The organism is Duganella phyllosphaerae (assembly GCF_001758785.1).
GTDB lineage: Bacteria > Pseudomonadota > Gammaproteobacteria > Burkholderiales > Burkholderiaceae_D > Rugamonas > Rugamonas phyllosphaerae.
Genome location: NZ_LROM01000082.1, coordinates 19,781 through 40,518 on the forward strand (window position 1 = coordinate 19,781; position 20,738 = coordinate 40,518).

15 protein-coding genes are annotated in these 20,738 nt (G+C 64.1%); 3 read left to right on the top strand and 12 right to left on the bottom strand.

The genetic code is table 11. From position 1 onward, the window contains the following. Positions 1-2: 2 nt before the first annotated feature. Positions 3-974: an ABC transporter permease gene (locus tag DUPY_RS11415; RefSeq protein ID WP_070248107.1), complete on the top strand. Its 972-nt coding sequence runs from the start codon at positions 3-5 to the stop codon at positions 972-974. Between the two features lie 43 nt (positions 975-1,017). Here the strand turns inward: DUPY_RS11415 and DUPY_RS11420 are convergent, their stop codons facing one another. The 12 genes from DUPY_RS11420 to puuE form a co-directional block, all read right to left on the bottom strand. Next, on the bottom strand, positions 1,018-1,263 hold the full coding sequence (locus DUPY_RS11420; RefSeq protein ID WP_070248109.1) for a hypothetical protein: 246 nt from the start codon (positions 1,261-1,263) through the stop codon (positions 1,018-1,020). 52 nt (positions 1,264-1,315) lie between these two features. After that, the gene (locus DUPY_RS11425; RefSeq protein WP_070248111.1) at positions 1,316-1,693 is read right to left on the bottom strand and encodes a c-type cytochrome; all 378 of its coding nucleotides are present in this window, start codon (positions 1,691-1,693) and stop codon (positions 1,316-1,318) included. Between the two features lie 21 nt (positions 1,694-1,714). Beyond that, positions 1,715-2,809, bottom strand: a complete 1,095-nt coding sequence (locus DUPY_RS11430; protein WP_070248113.1) for a S1/P1 nuclease — start codon at positions 2,807-2,809, stop codon at positions 1,715-1,717. Then, positions 2,806-4,032, bottom strand: coding sequence for a phospholipase D-like domain-containing protein (locus tag DUPY_RS11435; RefSeq protein ID WP_070248115.1), 1,227 nt, complete (start codon positions 4,030-4,032; stop codon positions 2,806-2,808). The genes DUPY_RS11430 and DUPY_RS11435 overlap by 4 nt, the downstream gene beginning before the upstream one ends. Before the next feature lie 15 nt (positions 4,033-4,047). Beyond that, the gene (locus DUPY_RS11440; protein WP_070248117.1) at positions 4,048-5,787 is read right to left on the bottom strand and encodes a bifunctional metallophosphatase/5'-nucleotidase; all 1,740 of its coding nucleotides are present in this window, start codon (positions 5,785-5,787) and stop codon (positions 4,048-4,050) included. 160 nt (positions 5,788-5,947) lie between these two features. Continuing rightward, on the bottom strand, positions 5,948-9,379 hold the full coding sequence (locus DUPY_RS11445) for a TonB-dependent receptor (RefSeq protein ID WP_070248119.1): 3,432 nt from the start codon (positions 9,377-9,379) through the stop codon (positions 5,948-5,950). Positions 9,380-9,955: 576 nt separating this feature from the next. Further along, complete coding sequence (locus DUPY_RS11450; protein ID WP_070248121.1) at positions 9,956-11,437, bottom strand: amidohydrolase family protein; 1,482 nt, start codon at positions 11,435-11,437, stop codon at positions 9,956-9,958. A gap of 24 nt (positions 11,438-11,461) precedes the next feature. Then, on the bottom strand, positions 11,462-12,766 hold the full coding sequence (gene guaD, locus DUPY_RS11455; RefSeq protein WP_070248123.1) for a guanine deaminase: 1,305 nt from the start codon (positions 12,764-12,766) through the stop codon (positions 11,462-11,464). Between the two features lie 16 nt (positions 12,767-12,782). Then, on the bottom strand, positions 12,783-13,883 hold the full coding sequence (gene xdhC / locus DUPY_RS11460) for a xanthine dehydrogenase accessory protein XdhC (protein WP_070248125.1): 1,101 nt from the start codon (positions 13,881-13,883) through the stop codon (positions 12,783-12,785). Position 13,884: 1 nt separating this feature from the next. Then, positions 13,885-16,221, bottom strand: coding sequence for a xanthine dehydrogenase molybdopterin binding subunit (gene xdhB, locus DUPY_RS11465; RefSeq protein ID WP_070248127.1), 2,337 nt, complete (start codon positions 16,219-16,221; stop codon positions 13,885-13,887). Next, positions 16,218-17,702 (bottom strand): xanthine dehydrogenase small subunit, encoded by a 1,485-nt coding sequence (xdhA, locus tag DUPY_RS11470; protein WP_070248129.1) that lies wholly within the window; start codon positions 17,700-17,702, stop codon positions 16,218-16,220. Before xdhA ends, xdhB begins: the two co-directional genes overlap by 4 nt. Positions 17,703-17,709: 7 nt before the next feature. Then, entirely contained in the window at positions 17,710-18,663 is a 954-nt protein-coding gene (puuE, locus tag DUPY_RS11475; RefSeq protein ID WP_070248355.1) for an allantoinase PuuE, read from the bottom strand. Between the two features lie 160 nt (positions 18,664-18,823). Between puuE and uraH the strand changes: the two genes are divergently transcribed. Together uraH and DUPY_RS11485 are read left to right on the top strand one after the other, a co-directional pair. Beyond that, the gene (uraH, locus tag DUPY_RS11480; RefSeq protein ID WP_070248131.1) at positions 18,824-19,177 is read left to right on the top strand and encodes a hydroxyisourate hydrolase; all 354 of its coding nucleotides are present in this window, start codon (positions 18,824-18,826) and stop codon (positions 19,175-19,177) included. A 17-nt stretch (positions 19,178-19,194) separates the two neighbouring features. After that, positions 19,195-20,706: a tetratricopeptide repeat protein gene (locus DUPY_RS11485; RefSeq protein WP_070248134.1), complete on the top strand. Its 1,512-nt coding sequence runs from the start codon at positions 19,195-19,197 to the stop codon at positions 20,704-20,706. Positions 20,707-20,738 lie beyond the last annotated feature (32 nt).

The following is a 20,738-nucleotide window of genomic DNA, read 5'->3' on the forward strand; positions in this document are numbered from 1 at the left end:
ACATGACTTTTGACGACCTCCATCTTGGCAGCATCCTGGTATCGACCGTGCGCAACGCGCCGGTCCTGATTTTCGCCGGCATGGCCGGCCTGTTCGCCGAACGTTCGGGCGTGATCGACATCGGCCTGGAAGGCAAGATCCTCGCCAGCGCCTTTGTCTCGGCTGCCGTGGCCTACCTCACGCAAAATCCGTGGAGCGGCATCGCCGCCGGCATGCTGGTCTCCGTCCTGCTGGCCACCCTGCAAGCGTACGTGGCGATCACCCAGAAGGGCAACCAGCTCGTCGCCGGCATCGCGATCAACATCGCCATGAGCGGCCTGACCTTCGTGGTCGCCCAGTACATCTTCCAGCAAGGCGGCCGCACGCCCGACATCGGCTCCGCGCGCCTGTTCGACGTGGTCCTGCCGGGGACTGCCGCGATCCGCGACGTGCCCTTCATCGGCTGGGTGTATGCACACCTGATCGGCGGCCACTCGGTGCTGGTGTACCTGGCGTTCGCGCTGGTGCCGCTGGTGCACTGGCTGCTGTACCACACCCGCTTCGGCCTGCGCCTGCGCGCCTGCGGCGAGAACCCGCACGCAGCCGACGCGGCCGGCGTCAACGTCGCCCGCCAGCGCTACACGACGATGATCGTGGCCGGTGTACTGTGCTCGTTCTCGGGCGCCTACCTGTCGATCGTGCAGAGCGGCTTCTTCCTGCGCGACATGTCGGCTGGCGCCGGCTACCTGGCCCTGACCGCCATGGTATTCGGTAACTGGCGCCCGCTGTACACATTCCTGGGCTGCCTGATGTTCGGCTTCTTCGCCGCCGTGCAAATCCAGATCGAAGGCGTGGACCTGCCGGTGGTCGGCCGCCTGCCGGGCTCCTTGATCCAGATGGTGCCGTACGTGGTGACGGTGATCGTGCTGGCCGGGCTGATGGCCAAGTCGGTGGCGCCGAAGGCGCTGGGGACGCCGTTCGTCAAGTCGCGTTAATCAGGCGCTGGTTGACGGCGCGGCTTGCTGGACTGCCGCGCCGTCAGATATCGCCAAGGGCGTAATGCTTCTGTTCATAGTTGCCGACCAGCGTGGCCAGCAACTCGAGCAACCCGGCCAACGGATGCTGCTCGTTATCTCCCATCACATCAAGCACGCGATTCATCAATGCTACCGCATGATCGTAGCTGGCCTCATCGTGAATCGGCCGCAACCGCGCAACCCTGTCGAGCTCGCCCCACGCAGCCTCGAGCGCGTGAGCGTCGATATCGTCTGCCAAAGTATTCATTGCCGGACCTTTCCCTGCTGGTAACGCTTGGTCCACTTATCATACTCGCCCCTCAGCGCAAGCCGCGCATATACGCCAGCAAATCGGCCACCTGCTGTTCGTCGCCGATGCCCCAGAAGCGCATGCTGGTGCCGGGCACCACGTCGTGCGGGGCGCGCAGGAAGGCGGCCAGGTTGGCTTCGGTCCAGACCAGACCCGAGCGCTTCATCGCTTCCGAATATTTATAGCCGGCCGACGTGCCGGCCTTGCGGCCGACGATGGCGTTCAGCTGCGGGCCGTAGGCCGGTTGCGCGTACTTGCCCACCTGGTGGCACGACGCGCATTTCAGGAACGCGGCTTCGCCAGCCCTGGCGTTGCCGATCTTGCCAGCGGCCTGGGCAGGGGCGCTGGCCAGGGCTGACAGCAGCAGCGGCAGCAGGATTTTTTTCATGGTCGTCGGCCGGGTTGCGCGCTACGGCCAGATCGCCTTGAGCACTGCCGCCAGCTGGTAGCCGCCCTGCGTGAGCTGCGCTTTGGCGATGGCCGAGCTGGGGACCGGGTAGTTGTCCGGCATCGCCAGCGCCCACACGGTGTAGGTTTCGCCCGTGCTCTTGCTGGTCTGCTGCGACGCCGCGCCCACCGTCACGTCGGCATAGGCCACCTTGGAAATGGCCAGCGACTGGTCGGCCCACTGGTACGGCCAGGTGGCCAGGTCCCCCCTGGCCGACACCACGGTGGGATTGCCGGCGATGACCAGCTTGGCGAACTGCTCGGGCGTGCGCGCGCCGATGCGGCGGAACGCGTAGTTGACCACCGTGGTGTCCCAGTACGAGTGGAACGGGCGCGTGGTTTGCGGCGCGCGCGCTGGAGCACCGGCACCGGCAGCACCGGCAGGCTTGCCCTCTTCCACCGGCGCCGCCGGAATCAGCTGGTCGCTGGTGGCGGTCAGCTTGACGTCGTCAAGCAGCAGGTTGTTGCCGCCGCGCGCGTCGAAGACTTCGCCGGCGTCCAGCTGCGCCTGGGTGGGCGCCACGAACCGGCCATCCTTGCTGACAAAACCGGCGCCCACGTGCAGCGGCTGGGCGATGTCGCCGGCCAGGTGGGTGAGGATCAGCAGCGCCTGGCGCGGCGTGAAGTGGTGCGGGTTGGTGGCGGCATCGGCCTTGCCCTGCAGGACCGCGATGCACTGCTTGGCGGTCTGCACGATGTCGTCGTCGGCCGTGCCCACGCCATGGTCGTGGTACGCCGGCAGCTGGAACGGCACGTCGGTGTAGTGGTATTCGCTGTGCTTGGGATTGGCCGCCACGTACGATTTCATCTCGTCGCTTTGCGGGCCACAATACGTGCCCTTCACGCAGTCGGCCCAGGTGGAGATTTTCTCCAGGCTCTCGCCCGGCAGCAGCAGCGCCTGCACATGCTGCTGCGCGTTGCTGCCCTTGAGCAGCTGGTCGGCGATGGCGCCCACCGCGCGGTGGCCGTCGTTGCCCCAGGCGTGGGCGTTGAAGGTGGCAAAAGCACCAGCGAGCGCCACGATCATCGAAACCTGTTTTGTCGTAAATCGCTTCATTCTGCTTTGCCCTTGACCGGTTTCGGATACTGCTTGCTGATGTTGAGCGGCTGCGCGTACGGCGACGTCCAGATCTGCTCTTGCGTGGCGGCCAGGCGTTCGGCCATTTTCTCGTTGCGCATCACCACCTCGAAATTGCGCGAGGCGTCCATGTACCCACCGGACCAGTTGCTGGTGCCCACCCAGGCCACCTGGTTGTCGATCACCATGGTCTTGCTGTGGATGACGCGCGCGAACGGAATGAAGCCGCTCGAGGACATCGGCAGGGTCACCACGCGGATCTCGACGTTGGGCAGCACCGCCAGGCTTTTCAGGTACGCCTGCGCCGGCATTTCCAGGTTCCAGTTCGAGACCATCAGCTTGACCTTGACGCCACGGTTGGCGGCGGCTCGCACGGCGTTGTCGATCACCGCGTAGTACGGACGGGTGCCGTTGGGGCCATAGCTGATCGGCGCGTAGTCGAGCAGTTGCACCCGCACTTCGGTCTTGGCGTTGGCCAGCAGCGCCGGCAGGCCGCTCTCCGAGTCGCCCACTCCACGGGTGTTGTACTTGTTGGGGCTGGCCAGCAGGTAGGCGTCCTGGCGGTAGTCGGCCGCCACCACCTTCTTGTTCACCTCCGGTACCTTGCCGCCCTTGGCCAGCAGGCCCTGGGCGCGCCAGTCCTGGTTGAACACGGCCAGCACTTCGCTGACCATCTTCGTATCGGTGATGCGCAGCCCGGTTTCGTGGATATGTTCGAACGAGCGCCAGTCGAAGTTCTGGCTGCCGATAAAGGCTTGCTTGCCATCGACCACCAGGTACTTGGCGTGGATGATGCCGCTGCCGGTCAGCTTGCTGAAGTCCATCACCCGCAGTTCCAGGTTGGGAATCGCTTTCAGGCGCTCCAGCGTGGATGCTTCGGACAGGCCCACGCCCTTCTGGTCGATCAGGAAGCGGATCTTGACGCCGCGCGCGCCGGCGGCAGCCAGCCGTTCCACCACTTTTTCAAACGCCGTGCCGGGCTTGGTAACGGCGTAGAACTGGCCGATCACGATCTCCTTCTGGGCGCTGTCGAACATCTCGCTCCACACCGTGACCGGGTCGCGCAGGTCGGGATTGCGCAGCACCGTTTCGGCCGGCGAGGTTTGCACCAGCTCGAAGCCGGGGATGGAAAATTCAGCGTGGGCGGTGGAGCTGACAGCGAACAGCGCCGGCACGAGGATGGACAATAAAAGTGGGCGCATCGGTAACTCCTATGGCTATTGCAGGCGCTGGTAGCGCTGTTGTGGTTGCGCGGCGCCGGCGGGTTTGCCGGACTGTTCGCGCTTGACCAGGTAATCGTTGAAGGCATCGATGTCGCGGATGCCGGTGTTGGAGCGATTGCGGCCATTGGCAAACGTCGGGAAGCCGTCGCCACCCTCGGCCAGGAAGTTATTGACCATCACGCGGTACGTCGTTTCGCGCTCGATCGGTTTGCCATTGAGCCTGGCGCTGCCCGGCACCACCTTGCTGCCATCGCCACGGCGCGCGTCCCATCGATAAGTAAAACCATCGGATACCTGCAGCAAGCCGCGTGTTTCTTCGCGCCCGCCGCTCCACTGTTCTTCGAGCAGGTCGAGGATTTGCCAGCCCTTGAGGTTCATCACCACCAGTGTATTACCGAACGGCAGCACCATGCGGGTCTGGCCAACGCTGGCGCGATCGTTGTCGGTGTCGAGGTCCTGGCGCATGCCGCCGTTGTTCATGAAGCCGATCTGCACGCCGAACGGCCGGCCGGCCTGCAAGACCGAATCGGCCACCAGGTCGCCCAGCGCGGACTCGCCGCTGTCGTTACGCGTGCGCACCACGCTGGCCACCGCCAGGCGCGCCACCGGCTGCGCCAGCAACGCCGCGCTGCGTGCACGCGCGGTCTCCAGGTAGGCCGCCAGTTGCGGATCCTTCGGCCATTTACCGGGCACCATCACCTCCTGGCGCGCGCGGATGTCCTTCAGTGTATTGGTGGTGGTATCGACCGTGAGCGCGATGCGGCCCAGCACGTGGCCGCCCATATCCGATTGCGTAACGGTGCGGCCATCGACCTGGCACGTATAACCCTTGTGCGAGTGGCCGCTGACCACCAGCCGCACGGCCGGATCGAGACGCTTGACGATGTCGGTGACCGGGCCGGTGAGCTTGCTGCAATCGGGCTGGTCGAATTTTTCCACCGTGGTGCCGCCCTGGTGTACCAGCGCCACGAACACGCCCACGCCCTGCCGGCGCAGCTCGGGCAACTGGCGGTTGATGGCGTCGGCCTCGTCGATGAATTCGAGGCCGGCGATACCGGAGGCCAGCGCCGACTCGGCCGTGCCTTGCAGCACGGTGCCGATGAAGGCGATCTTGACGCCGTGCGCGGTCTCTATTTTGTAGGCCGGCAGCACCGGCTTGCGGGTGGCGGTGTCGATCACGTTGGCGGCCAGGTACGAGAATTTGGCGCCGCCGAAGCTGGCTTCATATTTGCAGGCCTTGTCGGCGCGCGGCGACTTGCAGCCGCCTCCCTGCTGGCGCAGCAACTCCACCCGGCCGGCGTCGAATTCGTGGTTGCCCACCGAGCTGGCGCGCAGCCCCAGCAAATTCATGGCGCCGATGGTGGGTTCGTCGGCCCACATCGACGAGATCGCGGGACTGGCGCCCACCAGGTCGCCGGCGCCAACCAGCAGCAGTTGCGGATCGTCGCGGCGCCAGGCTTGCAGCGCGGCGCCGATGGTGTCGATGCCGCCCGCTTCGATGGTGCGCGCACCGCCGCCATTGACGCTGTCCCACACGTACTTGCTCGGCTCGAGGTTGCCGTGGAAATCGTTGAGCGTGACCAGTTCGACCTGCACCAGGTGCGCGGGTGCTGTGGTAGAGGTGGCGGCGGTGTTGTCGGCGGCAGCGGGCAGGCGCGTGGTACAGGCTGGCAGCGCGGACACCAGGGAAGCGGCCAGCGCGAGCGCGGCTACACGACGAAGAGGTAATTTCATTGCAGTCCAGGCGTGTCGGAATCGATTATTGTACAGCGCAAAAGCACGCAGGGAACAGCGCAAGCAGCCGCTGGAATATTACGTTACAAAGCTGTTCGCACCATAAAAAACGGCCGGTGTCGCCACCGGCCGTTCTGTGTTTCAAGTGCGCGTTACGAACTTAGAATTCGTATTTCACAGTGGCTTGAACAGCCCATTGCGATTCGCCCTTGACCTGGCGGATTTCAACGGCTTCCACATCACGTACGCGGTACATGTATTTACCATCTTGCATACCCATGTAATCCACGAACGAACGCGCGTTACCACCATTGGTCTGGAAGCCGACTTCATTGATACGGCCCCATTTCTTGTTCAACAGGTTACCTACGTTGAACAGGTCAATCGACAGCACGCCCTTGTTACCCTGGAAGAAGCCTGGGATTTCTTGCGAAATACGCAGGTCGAAGCTATTGGTCCATGGGGCGAAATCGGTGTTACGACCGACCACGCCGCCGGCTGCTTTCTTGAGCACGGAATTACTGTTGACGATGTCCCAGAATTTCTGCTCGTTGGCGCGGCTTCCGGCTGTGTCGCCGTAGAACAGTACCTGACCCGAACCAAACGACGACGGGATGTACATCTGGTCGTTACCGGCCAGGCCGTCACCGTTCAAGTCGTTGTTGACGGTCCAGCTGTACGGTTTGCCAGTGCGGCCTTCGTAGAAGATACCGAAGGTGGTGTTGTAGGCGCCGAACAGGCGCTTGCGGAAGTTCAGCAGCGCACTGATGCGGTCCTTGACCATGTAGTTCGAGTTGGCCTTGACGTTCTCGTTAGGATCGAAGGTGGCGCGCGAGGCGTAGTTCGACGACGAGGTCGACGACGTCAGCGGCGAAACTTCCTTGGCATCGGTGTAGGTGTAAGCCAGCGACCAGTTCCAGCCGTTGATCATCGGACGCGACAGCGACACGGTAGCGACGTTGCTGCCGCCCTTGTCGGTCTTGGTGGCGACCAGTACGTTGTTGAACGCGGAGTTGCTCGCTGCCTTGGCGCTGAAGCCCGTGCAGGTGGTGCCGTTGGTGATCGAGGCGCCAGTGGCCGACCAGCACGCCGGGTTGTAGCCTTTGTCGTTGTAGTACAACGGACGGCCGTCAGGGCCGATACGGGTTGCTACACCCAGGTTGGCGTTCTGGTAGTAGATCGCATCCTTGACGCGGGTGTTCAGGTATTCCACGCCCAGCACCAAGTTGTACCATGGCAGCTCGTGTTCAACCGCGATGTTCGATTTCCATACCGATGGCTGTTTCAGGCCATTGGCCAGCACGTCGACATTGGCCGCTGGCGTCGAGCCGGTGAAGCTGGTGACCTGATTGTTGATGTCTGGACTGAAAAGGCCGCCGCTGGCTGGGCAAGCTGCATAACCAGCAATGCCGCAACCGACCGTACGGGTTTGCACGCCGGTGTTCGAGAACGGGTTCGACAGCCATACCGACAGGGCCGAACCCTGGAACAGGCCGGCGCCGCCGCGCACCTGGGTGCGGCGTGCGGTGTCAGGCGTGAAGTTGAAACCAACGCGTGGCTGCACCAGATCTTGGCCGTCGAAGGTGTTGGTATTGTCCAGGCCGAAACCACCGCTGGCACGCACGATGCTGCTGGCGCTGGCGTTCGAGGTGCCCGGTACCGCAGCCGTTGCCACGGTGGCGTTACGCAGAGGACGGCCACCAACCTTGGCGCTGTCCATGCGCAGACCGTAGCTCACGGTCAGTTGCGAGTTGACAGTCCAGACGTCCTGCAGGAATATCCCGGTATTCTTCATGGTGAACTGCGAGACGGCGTCGTCCAGGGTCAGGCCCGGATTGGCGACCTGCACCTGGTACGAGCTTGGACGGCCGCGGCGGAAGTTCTCCAGCACAGCTGCCTCTACCTGGGCGTTGGTGGCGGTGGCGCAGTTGGTGATCTGCTGGTTGCCCAGGAATTCGTACGAAATGTTGTTCGAGCAGGCGAAGGTGTAGTTACCCCAGACGTTTTGCAGGAACGCGTTGTAGATCTTGTTCTTGCTGTAGTCGCCGCCGAACTTGACTTCGTGGTCGCCCAGCGTCCAGTTGGCGCCAGCGTAAACGTCGTCGGTCTTGGTGCCCAGCACGTTACGTTGACGGCTGTTGTCGGTGCCGAAGTTCAGGAAGCGGTCAGCCGACGAAACGGACGATGGGGTGCCGGCCGGCAGCGCGCCAGAGAAACGCAAGCCGACCAATGGCAGTTGCGCGTTCAGCTTCGGCGCCGAGTCGTAGTCACGGACCGAGAATTTCAGCTCGGTCGAGAAGGTTGGGGTCCAGTCCGACAGCAACTGTGCCACCTTGGTCTCGATGGTCTTGGCCTGTTCGTACCACTCGGAGTTGAACGACAGGCCGGTGCTCGAGATGCCGGTAAAGAATGGTTCAGTCTGGTCGGTCTTCGACCAGCGGAACATGGCGCGGTGATTGTCGTTGATATTCCAGTCGACCTTGACCAGCTTGTCGGTCACGTTCAGCGCGGTGCCCGATGGCACGTTCGAATTGCCGATGTCCATGCCGTAGGCGCTCTGGGCGATTGCCTGGGCCGACGCGATCGCCGACGGGGTGATGCCGACGTTGGTCAGCGAACTACCCAGTGGGCCGAACGATGGCGCGGCGCGGGTCGATTCCAGCTTTTCCCAGTTCGCGAACAGGAACAGCTTGTCCTGGATCAGCGGCAGGCCGATGGTGCCACCCTTGGTGGTTTCCTTGAACTTGGCCGGTGGATTGTAGGTGTCGTTGGTGGCGTTGTAACGGTCGCCGGCGAGCTTGTCGTTACGGAAGACGTAGTAAACGCTGCCCTTGACGGTGTTGGTACCGGACTTGGTAACCGCATTGATGTTACCGCCGGTGTAGCCCTTCTGCGTCACGTCGTAGTTGGCGACGTTGATCTGTACCGACTGAATGGCGTCGATCGAGATCGGCTGCTTTGCCGTAGGCGAACCGCTCGCTTCCAGGCCGAAGGTGTCGTTGACCGACACGCCGTCGATGGTCAACGAGTTGTAGCGCGAATTCTGGCCGGCCACGGACATTTCGCCGCGTTCCTTGTCGGTCTGCGACACGCGTGGGTCAGCGCGGGCATAGTCTTGCAGGTTACGGTTGATCGAACCCTGCACGGCCAGGTCGGTGGCGGAGATGCTGGTGCCGGCGCCCATCGCGGTACGCGAGAACTTGTCCGAGCGGCCGGCAGCGCCGGCAATGGTCACGGTCTGCATGGCGGCGCCGAGGGTGGCGTCCACGTTGGCAGTTTCGGCCAGCTGGATGAAGACGTTCTCACGCTTTTCCGAGACGCCGTCTTTGGTGATGGTAATCGTGTACGGACCACCGGTACGCAGGCCGCGCTGAACATAACGGCCTTCCGCATCGGTCACCACGTTGGTAACGGAACCGGATTCGGTGTGGGCGATAGACACCACGGCACCTGCCGCCGGCTTGCCGTCGGCAGCCTGGATACGACCGCCGATTGCCGACGTCGTGTTCTGAGCCATGGCCGGGACTGTCGCAAGCGCGATAGACAGGCTGAACGCGATTTGCGTCAGCTTGAGCCGTTTGTGATTGATCATTGTATAACCCCAAAAAAGACTAATAGTTATTGTCGAAACCCGCTGGTGGCAGGAATCTCCCTCTTACGTTTGCTGCAACTGGTCAGACCGTCCAAGTCTCCCGGCACAAACGTGCAGCGGGTGAGTGTAGCGGTGAAATATGTCAGGGCTGTGACGGGGATAAGCTCCAGGCAAGGAAAAAACTTGCCTTTTTGCCTCATTAAATCCGACTATGCATTAACCAAAAATCGCTGACAAATACGTTTTACTTTAATTATTCAGATCGAAAAACTATAAATGCGCGAAAAAAATCGCTGCAATTCTGGCTGCCGGGACTGCCCCGTCAAAAACAGGCGAAATTATAAGTCAGCGATTACCACGTGAAATCCATTCATTGCCAAACAAGCATCAAGCCACGCTTGCTACGCCGAATTCTGTAGCTTGCCGGCCACACTTGGCAAAAAACAACTGTCCAGTTGGAGGAAATAGAGGTAGGGGCGACAACAGGCGGACGCTGTCGTGCGGGAGAAAATATTTGCGACAAAGTGGCCGCGGATGTGGACGTTGCGCCACACACCCGGCGGTCTTAAAGCGTACTCAGCGTTTTTGCTTTGGTTGTGCCTTCGCAATATCGGCTTCAAATTTGTCGAACTTGCCGTCTAAAGCTTTCAACAACCGTTGTTTATCTGCGTCAGCCAGGAAGGAATAACGGATGCTGTCGTACGACAGCTTCTTCACTTCGCCGTACGTCGGCTGGTAACGCGACGCGAACAGCACGTACTCACCGGACAGGTTGTTGCGCGACACGCCAGCGTCGTCGGTGCTGAGCACGAACGGCACGCCGTATTTGCGGAACAGCGTGACCGGGTGTTCCTGGTCCTTGATGCCCAAAATAAAGTCGTTACTGCTCAAATTGACCTCGACCGGAATATTCCGATCACGCATTTTTTTCATGATGCCGAGCGGATCGTGCTCGTGGGCGATGTCCATGCCATGGCCGATGCGGCTGGCGCCCGCTACGTCGAGCGCATCCTTGATGTGGAATTTCAAACCTTCCGGTTCCACCATGCCCAGCGACAGCTCACCGGCGTGCAGCGCCAGTTTCACGGATGGGTACCTGGCTTTCAGGAAGCCGTACATTTTCATGTGCAGCGCATAGTCGCGCATCGACACGTGGGTGCTTTCCTGGCCGACGATGTTGACGCCGACGATCATCGGACTGGCCGTGGCCAGCTTGAAGCTCGATACCATTTGTGAAAAAACCTGCGACGGCGTGAGGAAGCGCAGCGCAAACGGCTGGTAGCGCAGCGTGAAGTTCTCGTCGTCGATGCCGGCGCCCGATTTTTTCACGTTGTCGAGGTAGGCGGCGATCCAGCCGTTGAAGGCCTGGTCGCCTTCGAGCTTGGTCATGTACGCGGCCAGGTCGGCGTCGGTGACGGTGCCGGCGCGGGCCTTGTCGTCGAAACCGGCATCCTGGGCGATCGGCGCGATCTCGAAGATGGTCTCGATGTAGCTGAGGTTTTCGTCGATGGCGCGGCGCTTGAGCGTCTGCAGGCCCTCGGCGGTATTGGTGGAGGCTACCGAATTGAAATAGGCGAAGGTGTCGAAGAACTGGCGGTCGGGCGGGTTCTGGATGGCGCCGTGGTTGTGGTAGTCCTTGTCGGACCAGCGCTGCAGCAGGTTGGACAGGAAAGTGTTGTCCAGCATGGTGTCTTCACCCGACAGGCAGGCGCGTTCCGCCAGCGGCCGGGCGCGTTCTGCCTTGGCCACTGCCTGGTCGACGTTGATGGTGTAGCCGGCCTTGTTGATGCAGAAGCCCTGCTTGTCCACCCAGCGCAGGTACTGCTCGGCGTACAGCGCGCCCGAGTAATGGTGGTGCAGGTCGCCGCCCTTGGGCATCAGCGTGAAGAACATGGTCAACTCGGCCAGCCTGGGCTCCTTGCCGGCCACCATGGACGCGAACACGTTGCTGGTGACCGCTTCATTGGTCGCGGCCTGCGCTGCTAACGGTGCTGCGCACAACATGGCTGCCGCCAGTGGAATGGCCAGGGCGTTGAAGCTGACGAAGTGTTTATGCATGGTTCTTCCCGATGTGAGGTGATATTAAGTGCGGACGTGGACCTGGCGACCGCCCGAATAGGTGGCGGCAATCGCCCGGTCGTCGCCCAGCAGCGCCAGCGCAAACAGCTGCTCTTCCAGGCTGGCGACGCTGCGCGAGCGGCGCTGCAACAGCGGCGTGGCCTGTGGATCGACGACGATGAAATCGGCCTCCGCGCCCGGGGCGAAATTGCCGATCGTGCCCTCGAGCTGCATGGCGCGCGCCGCGCCCAGCGTGGCCAGGTAAAACATTCGCAAGGCCGGCAAATGGCTGCCCTTCAAGCGCGCTACTTTATAGGCTTCATTCATGGTTTGCAACATCGAGAACGAGGTGCCGCCGCCCACGTCGGTCGCCAGCGCGACCAGCATACCCGCCTGGTCGGCGCGCTCGAAGTCGAACAGGCCGCTGCCCAGGAACAGGTTGGACGTCGGGCAGATCGCCGCTGCGGCGCCGGTTTCCGCCATGCGCCGGCGATCGGCGTCGTCGAGCCAGATGCAGTGGCCGTACATGGCGCGCGGACGCAGCATGCCGTAGCTGTCATACACGTCGATATAGCTGCGCGACTGCGGGAACAGTTCGCGCACCCACGCGCATTCAGCTTCATTTTCCGACACGTGGGTCTGGATATAGGTGTCCGGGTACGCGCGCGCCAGCTCGCCGGCCAGGTGCAGCTGCTCGGGGGTGGACGTGGGTGCAAAGCGCGGCGTGATCGCGTACTGCGAGCGGCCGTGGTTGTGCCATCGGTTGATCAGGGCTTCGGTATCGCGCGCGCCGCTTTCGGCCGTGTCGCGCAAAAACTCCGGGCAATTGCGGTCCATCAGCACCTTGCCGGCCACCATGCGCAGGCCGCGCGCTTCGCTGGCGGTGAAGAACGCGTCCACCGATTGCGGGTGCACGGTGCAGTACACCATGGCGGTGGTGGTGCCGCAGCGCAGCAGTTCGTCGAGGAAGAACTCGGCTACGCCAGCCGCGTGTTCGGGGTGCTCGAAACTGCGCTCGGCCGGGAACGTATAGGTCTCCAGCCACGGCAGCAGTCCTGCCGATGGCGAGGCGATGATATCGGTTTGCGGGTAGTGGATGTGGGTGTCGATAAAGCCGGGCATGAGCAGCTTGCCGCTGTAATCGTGCACCATGGTTCCAGCAGGCAGCGTGGCGTGCAAGGTGGCGTAGTCGCCGGCCGCCCGCACCTTGCCGTCCGCGACGATCAGCAGCCCGTCTTCATGCCAGGCGTGCGCGTTGTCGCTGAAGGCCGGATCGGCGAGAAAGTGCAGCAAGCTGCCTCGATAGGCTTGCAGGTCGGTGGTGGACATAGGGGGCTTTCTGAAATCAGGTGGTAACGGCGCTGCGATGTTGATGCTGCTGCTGGTGTTGTTGGTGCTGCTCCCAGACCATCAGCAATTGCGCGCACACGGAGGCGGCGATAGCGGCGGGGAGCTTGCTGGTAATGCCGGGCAGCCCGATCGGGCAGACCATGGCGCCGATACGGTCCTGCGCGATGCCGCGCGCGGCCAGGCGCCGTTCGAATTGTACCCGTTTCGTGTCGGATCCGATCAGGCCGAACCAGCCCACGTGCGGACGGGCCAGGATGGCCTGCGACAGGCGCTGGTCGAGCGCGTGGCTGTGGGTGAGCACCAGGTAGCTGGCGCCATCCGGTGCGCACGCCACCAGCGCTTCGGGCGTGTCGGTCGCTTCCACGGTGACGTTGGCCGGCACGGTGGCGGGGAACATGTCTTCGCGTTCGTCGATCCAGGTGACGGTGCACGGCAAGTCGCCCAGTGTGCGAACGATGGCCGCGCCCACGTGGCCGGCGCCGAACAGCAGCAGGTGGGCGCGCGGAGCCGGGCAGGCGTCGAGCAGCCAGCGGCGGCCGGCGGGGTCGCGGAACACGTTGGATGTGCTGCAAGTTGCGGAAGTGTCGGCGCCGCCGGCCATGACCGCGCCAGGTATACGTGCGCCTGGCTTGGCGTCGCTCATGCCGATCAGGGTGCCTGCGGCCAAGGCCGGTACGGCGCCCTGCCCGGCAATGGTCATCCCGTCGGCATCGAGCAGCAGTGCTGCCGGCGGGCCGTCGATGGCGCTCACGCGCCAGGTATCTTCACGCGTACGTAAGCGCAAGGCGGCCAGCACCGCGCGCAGTGCTTCATCGACCACCTCGAACGCCAGGTGCACCACGCCGCCGCAGCACTGGCCGAGCGTGGGGCCCAGGGCATAACGCTCCAGCCGGCTGGTAGCAGCGGTGGGGTCGTCGAGCATGGCGCGCGCCAGGTCCACCGCGCACAGCTCCAGGTGGCCGCCGCCGATGGTGTCGAACTGGCCGGTGCGCGTGACCAGCATCCTGGCGCCGGTTTCGCGTGGGCCGGAACCCTCGACGATGGCCACCGTCACCAGCACCGCCGGTTGCGCCACATTGGTCAGCCACGCATTCATTTCAGACACCGAGCTCGACGATGGACACCGCGCGCAGGATTTCCTCGCTGGTGGCCGGCGCGTTGAGCGGCGGGTTGACCCGGTGGCCGCCCACGCTCGATATCGCATCGCGAATCGCAAAGAACACCGAGAACGGCAGCAGCAACGGCGGCTCGCCCACGGCCTTGGACCGGTGGATGCTGTCTTCGACGTTGTCGTTCCGGTACAACGTGACGCGCAAGTCTTCCGGGCAGTCCGAGATGCCGGGGATCTTGTATGTCGATGGCGCATGCGTCATCAGCTTGCCGGCGCCGTTCCACCACAACTGCTCGGTGGTGAGCCAGCCCATGCCCTGGATAAAAGCGCCCTCCACCTGGCCGATATCGATAGCCGGGTTGAGCGAGCGGCCGGCGTCGTACAGGGCATCGGCGCGCAGCAGCTTCCATTCGCCGGTCAGCGTATCGACCACCACCTCGGAGACGGCCGCGCCATAGGCATAGTACGAGAACGGGTGGCCGCTCATGGTTTTCGGATCCCAGTGCAGGCCAGGCGTGGCGTAGAAGCCGTCGGACCATAGCTGCACGCGCGCCAGGTAAGCTTTTTGCACCAGTTCCGGGAACGGCACCACGTGACCGTTGACGTGCACCGCGTTGTCCTGGAAGCGCACCGGCTGGCCGTCGTCGGCGCCGTACAGTTTGATGGCATGGGCGGTGAGACGCTCGCGGATCTGGCGCGCGGCGTCTTGCGCCGCCTTGCCATTCAGGTCCGCGCCGGTGGAGGCGGCGGTGGCCGACGTATTCGATACCTTGCTGGTATCGGTGGCAGTCACGCGCAGGTTTTCCATCGACACGCCCAGTTCGTGCGCCACCACCTGCATCACCTTGGTGTTGATGCCCTGCCCCATCTCGGTGCCGCCGTGGTTGACCAGCACCGAGCCATCGACGTACACGTGCACCAGCGCGCCGGCCTGGTTCAGGTGGGTGACGTTGAAGGCGATACCGAATTTTACAGGGGTGAGCGCCAGGCCTTTTTTCAGCACCGGGCTGGTTTGATTGAAGGCATCGATGGCCGCGCGGCGGGTGCGGTATTCGCTGCTGCGTTCCAGGTCGGCGGTCAACGCCCCGATCACGTTGTCGACGATCTCCTGGCCATACGGCGTGATATTGCGGGATGTAGTGCCATAGAAATTGACCCGGCGGATATCGAGCGCATCGCGGCCGAGGTTGCGGGCGATATCGTCGATGATGTATTCGATCGCAATCGCGCCTTGCGGGCCGCCAAAGCCGCGGAACGCGGTATTCGATTGAGTGTTGGTCTTGCCGCAGCCGGCCAGGATTTCCACGTCCGACAAATAATAGGTGTTGTCGAAGTGGCAGACCGCGCGCGTGGCCACGGGGCCGGACAAGTCGGCCGAGTAGCCGGCGCGCAGCGTCATGTCCACCTTGGCGGCGAGGATCTTGCCATTGTCGTCGTAACCGACTTCGTACTCGTAATAGAAGCAGTGGCGCTTGCCGGTGACCAGCATGTCGTCGTCGCGGTCGGCGCGCAGTTTGACCGGGCGTTTCAGCCGGGCTGCTGCGATGCCGGCGGCAGCCGCCCACAGCGCCGACTGCGACTCCTTGCCGCCGAAACCACCGCCCATGCGCCGGCACTCCACTTGCACCTTGTGCGAGTGCACGCCCAGCGCGTGGGCCACCACGTGCTGCATTTCGCTCGGATGCTGGGTCGAGCATTGCACCAGCATGCCCTGGTCTTCCTTGGGGATAGCGTAGGCGATCTGGCCTTCCAGGTAAAACTGCTCCTGGCCACCGACGAACAGCTTGCCTTTGACCACGCGCGGCGCCAGGTCGAACGCGGTCTGGAAATCGCCGCGTTTCAGTTGCATCGGCGGCAGTACGTACGATTGCGCTGCTTTCGCCTCCTGCGGGGTGAGAATGGTCGGCAGTTCCTCGTAATCGATCACGGCGCGGCGCGCGGCGCGGCGGGCGTTGTCGTGGGTGTCGGCCACCACGATGAAGATCGGCTGGCCCACGTACAGCACTTCGCCGGCGGACAGGATCGGGTCGTCGTGGATGATCGGGCCGCAGTCGTTGGTGCCGACGATGTCGGCGGCCGTGTACACCGCCACCACGCCGTTCGAGGCGCGCACGGGCGCCAGGTCGATGCGCTTGATGTTGGCGTGCGCCTTGGCCGACAAGCCCAGCGCCGCATGCAAGGTGCCTTGCAGTTCCGGGATGTCGTCGGTGTAGGTGGCTTGGCCCAGCACGTGCAGCTCGGCCGATTCGTGCTGGCGCGCGATGCCGACGGCTTGCCAGCTGGCGGCGTCACGCACGCTGTTCGGGGCAGTGGGCTGGTTCATGCGGACTCCCTCGCGTTTTTAAAGGCAAAGGCATTGACTTCTTCATTGGCCAGGGGCGCCTCGAGCCGGGTTTCGAACCAGAACCGGCGCAGCAGGTTTTGCGCGGTCTGCATGCGATAGGTGCCTGATGCACGCATGTCGGACAGCGGCGCGAAGTCCTGCGTCAGCATATCCATCGCCACGCGCAAGTTGGCTTCGTTCCAGCGCAAACCGGTCAGCGAACTCTCTGCCCGTGGCGCGCGGCGCGGCGTGGCGGCCATGCCGCCATAGGCGATGCGGGCGTCGACGATATGGTCACCATCGAGCGTAAACGCGAATGCCGCGCACACGGCCGAAATATCCTGGTCGAAGCGCTTGGCCAGTTTATAGGTGCGGAACTGGACGTTCTCGCGCGGCAGCGGCACCCGCACGGCAGCGACGATTTCGTCAGGCTGCAAATCCTTTTTCTGGTAGTCGAGGTAGAACGCTTCGAGCGGCAGCACGCGCTGACCATTGGCGCCTTGCAGCACCACCTCGCTGCCCACCGCGATCAGCCAGGGCATCGAGTCGCCGATCGGCGAGCCGTTGGCGACGTTGCCGCCCAGGGTGCCGGCATTGCGGATCGGCAGCGATGCGAAGCGCTGGCGCAGTTCTCCCAGCTGGCTCGGATACAGTTGGCACAATGCGTTGTAGGCGTCTTCCAGCGACACCCCGGCGCCGATTTCCAGCATGTCGCCCTGCTCCACCACAGTTTGCAGCGCGGTCACGTGGCCCAGGTAGATGATGTCGCCCAGTTCGCGCAGCTGCTTGGTCACCCACAGGCCGATGTCGGTGGAGCCGGCCAGCAGGGTCGCTTGCGGGTGGGCGGCGCGCAGGGCCACCAGTTCTTCGATGGTGCGCGGCGCGTAAAAGGTGCGGCCATGGGCGGTGTAGCTGCTGCCCGCCTCGCGCTGCAACGCTTGCAGCTGGGCGGTCAGCGCGGCGCGGTCGAACGCGACGGCCGGCAGTGCGGTCATGCGATGGGCGGCGTCGATGATGGGGCGGTAGCCGGTGCAGCGGCACAGGTTGCCGGACAGGCAGTCGTCAATCTCGCGGCGCTGCGCGGGCTGGCCTTCTTTATCGAGGTACATGCCCCACAAGGACATGACGAAACCGGGGGTACAGAAGCCGCACTGGGAGCCGTGGCACTCCACCATGGCCTGCTGTACCGGGTGCAGCGCGCCGTCCGGCTGCTGCAAGTCTTCCACGGTAAACAGCGCCTTGCCGTCGAGCGTAGGCGCGAACTGGATGCAGGAATTGACCGCCTTCATCTCGAGCTGGCCGGCCGGATTGAGGCTGCCGACAACCACGGTGCAGGCGCCGCAATCGCCTTCGGCGCAGCCTTCCTTGGTGCCGGTGCAGTGCAGGTCTTCGCGCAGGTGCTGGAGCACGGTGCGGGTGGGCGCGCCACCCGTAAATTCCTGCACGGCGCCACGGAAGTAAAAGCGGATCGGTTCGGACATCAGGGCCTCACGCAGAAAATGGATGGGTGGTGCGCCAGTGGTCGGCGATATCGATGCGGCGCGTGATCCATACCTGCTCGTGCGACTGCACATAGTCGAGGAAGCGCGCCAGCGCAGCCAGCCGTGCAGGCCGGCCGACGATGCGGCAGTGCAGGCCGACCGACAGCATCTTGGGCGCGTTCAACCCGGCCGGGTCGCCTTCGGCGTACAGCACATCAAAAGCGTCCTTCAGATAGTCGAAGAACTGCGTGCCCGAATTAAAACCCTGGGCGGCGGCAAAGCGCATGTCGTTGGTGTCGAGCGTGTACGGCACGATCAGCTGCGGCGCCGTGGCGGGCTGGCCGTCTGCGCCCGTGTAAGCCACCTGCTGCCAGAACGGCAGGTCGTCGCCGTAATGGTCGGCGTCGTAGGCAAAGCCGCCGTGTTCCATCACCAGCCGGCGCGTATTGGGCGAGTCGCGCCCTGTGTACCAGCCCTGCGGCGCGCTGCCGGTGAGTTCGCGGATGATGTCCACGGCTTCTTTCATGTGAGCGCGCTCGGTGGCTTCGTCCATATTCTGGTAGCTGATCCAGCGCAGGCCGTGGCAGGCGATCTCGTGGCCGAGCGACTGGAAGGCGGCGACGGCCTCCGGGTGGCGCTTGAGCGCCATCGCCACGCCGAACACGGTGAGCGGCAGCTGGCGGTCTTCGAACAGGCGCAGCACGCGCCACAGGCCCGCGCGCGAACCGTATTCGTACAGCGACTCCATGCTCATGTGGCGGTCTGGGAAGGACGCCGCGCCGATGATCTCGGACAGGAAGGTCTCGGAACCGGCGTCGCCGTGCAGCACGCTGTTCTCGCCGCCCTCCTCGTAATTGAGCACGAATTGCAGCGCCACCCGCGCGCCGCCGGGCCAGCGGGCGTGGGGCGGGGTGCGGCCGTAGCCGACCAGGTCGCGCGGGTAGTTGTCGTATGTGCTCATGCGGGTGCTCATTCAGGTCTCAAAGACGCGGGCCGGTGTGTTGAGGAAAATATTGGGGAATATATCCTTAATCATATAGGCGTCGGCGTGCGCCGGTATATGATTTACACGATAGCCGCTTGTCATTCACCGATATAGACCGATACAGGACACCACCGCCATGGGCAAACTCAGCACGCACGTACTCGATATCACCCAGGGCAAGCCCGGCGCCGGCGTCAAGCTGGCGCTGTACGCGGTCAACGCGGAGGGCCGCACCCTGCTCACCACCGACGTCACCAACGCCGACGGCCGCTGCGCCGCGCCGCTGCTGGCGGGCGAGCAGCTCAAGGCGGGCAAGTACGAACTGGTGTTCGCCGCCGGCGACTATTTCGCCGAGCAGGGCGTGCAAGTGCCCGAGCCGCGTTTCGTCGATGAAGTAACCATCGCCTTCGGCGTGGCCGACGCCGGGCAGAACTACCATGTGCCGCTGGTGGTGTCGCCGTGGGCGTATTCCACTTACCGGGGTAGCTAAGCTAAGATGCGGGCACCATGACCACATCCCACCCGGCGTTGATCGCCTCCCTGCTGCGCCAGGCCGTGCAACTGCAACAGCAAGGCCAACTGGCGCCCGCGCAGGCGCTGTACCGGCAGGTACTGGCGCTCGAGCCGCAACAGTTCGACGCACTGCACCTGCTGGGCGTGATCGCACGCCAGCAAGGTGACGCAGTCGCCGCCATCGACCTGATCTCGCGGGCGATCGCGGTCGATGGCGGGCAAGCCAGGGCCCACGCCAACCTGGGCGTGGCGCTGATGGACGCCGGCCGCGTGCAGGACGCGCTCGACAGCCACGAGCGCGCCATCGCGCTGCAAGCCGACTACGCCATGGCCTGGAGCAATCGCGGCAACGCGCTGCGCCAGCTGCAGCGCCATGGCGAGGCGCTGCACAGCTACCAGCGCGCTTTGACGCTGCAGCCCAACTACCCGGAAGCGCATTGCAACCGCGCCATCGTGCTGCAGGAAATGGGCCGCTACGCCGAGGCGCTGGGCGCGTCCGAGGATGCGCTCGACCTGCGCGAGCGCTACGCCGACGCCTGGTTCGCACGCGGCAATGCGCTGCACGGCTTGCGCGCGCTCACAGAAGCGATCGACAGTTTCGAGCGCGCCATCGCGCTGCGTCCCGCGTGGGTCGAAGCGCACAGCGCGCTGGGCGCCAGCCTGCAGCGGCTGGGCGACTTCGGCGCCGCGCTGGCCGCCTACGACCACGCCCTGGCACTGAAACCGGGCCACGCGCTGGCGCACTACCATCGCGGCAACACCTTGCGCTCGCTGGGCAGGATCGAGCAGGCGGTTGCCGCCTACCGCGCCGCGCTGGCCCACGGCGACGATCCGCAAACCATCGCCTTTGCGCTGGCCTCGGTGGGTGCGGGCGAGACCCCGGCCACGCTGCCGGGCGAGTATGTGCGCACGCTGTTCGACCAGTACGCCAACCACTTCGACCAGCACCTGACCGAAGTGCTCGGCTACCGCACCCCGGCCGCGCTCGACGAACTGATACGCGGCAATGGTCACCATGATGACCTCGACATCGTCGACCTGGGCTGCGGCACCGGCCTGTGCGGCCCTTACCTGCACGCGTACGCACGCCGACTCGACGGCGTGGACCTGTCGCAGCACATGCTGGACAAGGCGGCCGAACGCGCGCTGTACGGCGAGCTCGCCTGCTGCGACCTGGTGACGTATCTGGCTGGCCGCGACCAGGCATGGGACCTGGCTGTGGCTGCCGACGTATTCGTCTACATCGGCGACCTGGCGCCCGTCTTCGAAGCCGTACACCAGGCCTTGCGCGCGGACGGCCGCTTCTGCTTCTCGGTCGAAGCCGGGGTGGAAAACGGCGCCGACTACGTTTTGCAACCGTCCAACCGCTACGCCCACACCCTGCCCTACCTGCACCGGCTGGCAGCCGCCACCGGCTTCACCGTCCTGGCCACCGGCAACTTGGCCGCCCGCCAGGAAAACGGCGCCCCGATCACCGCCCACACCCTGCTGCTGCGCAAAACCTGACTTCGGGGGCAGTGCCGACAATTGTGATCAAG

Bases quoted from the DNA above. Each gene is read 5' to 3' on its own strand.
- DUPY_RS11425 (WP_070248111.1), bottom strand. From the start codon at position 1,693: ATGAAAAAAATCCTGCTGCCGCTGCTGCTGTCAGCCCTGGCCAGCGCC.
- DUPY_RS11485 (WP_070248134.1), top strand. From the start codon at position 19,195: ATGACCACATCCCACCCGGCGTTGATCGCCTCCCTGCTGCGCCAGGCC.
- xdhC (WP_070248125.1), bottom strand. From the start codon at position 13,883: ATGAATGCGTGGCTGACCAATGTGGCGCAACCGGCGGTGCTGGTGACG.
- DUPY_RS11445 (WP_070248119.1), bottom strand. From the start codon at position 9,379: ATGATCAATCACAAACGGCTCAAGCTGACGCAAATCGCGTTCAGCCTG.
- DUPY_RS11420 (WP_070248109.1), bottom strand. From the start codon at position 1,263: ATGAATACTTTGGCAGACGATATCGACGCTCACGCGCTCGAGGCTGCG.
- DUPY_RS11415 (WP_070248107.1), top strand. From the start codon at position 3: ATGACTTTTGACGACCTCCATCTTGGCAGCATCCTGGTATCGACCGTG.
- guaD (WP_070248123.1), bottom strand. From the start codon at position 12,766: ATGTCCACCACCGACCTGCAAGCCTATCGAGGCAGCTTGCTGCACTTT.
- DUPY_RS11450 (WP_070248121.1), bottom strand. From the start codon at position 11,437: ATGCATAAACACTTCGTCAGCTTCAACGCCCTGGCCATTCCACTGGCG.
- uraH (WP_070248131.1), top strand. From the start codon at position 18,824: ATGGGCAAACTCAGCACGCACGTACTCGATATCACCCAGGGCAAGCCC.
- DUPY_RS11430 (WP_070248113.1), bottom strand. From the start codon at position 2,809: ATGAAGCGATTTACGACAAAACAGGTTTCGATGATCGTGGCGCTCGCT.
- DUPY_RS11435 (WP_070248115.1), bottom strand. From the start codon at position 4,032: ATGCGCCCACTTTTATTGTCCATCCTCGTGCCGGCGCTGTTCGCTGTC.
- puuE (WP_070248355.1), bottom strand. From the start codon at position 18,663: ATGAGCACATACGACAACTACCCGCGCGACCTGGTCGGCTACGGCCGC.
- DUPY_RS11440 (WP_070248117.1), bottom strand. From the start codon at position 5,787: ATGAAATTACCTCTTCGTCGTGTAGCCGCGCTCGCGCTGGCCGCTTCC.
- xdhA (WP_070248129.1), bottom strand. From the start codon at position 17,702: ATGTCCGAACCGATCCGCTTTTACTTCCGTGGCGCCGTGCAGGAATTT.
- xdhB (WP_070248127.1), bottom strand. From the start codon at position 16,221: ATGAACCAGCCCACTGCCCCGAACAGCGTGCGTGACGCCGCCAGCTGG.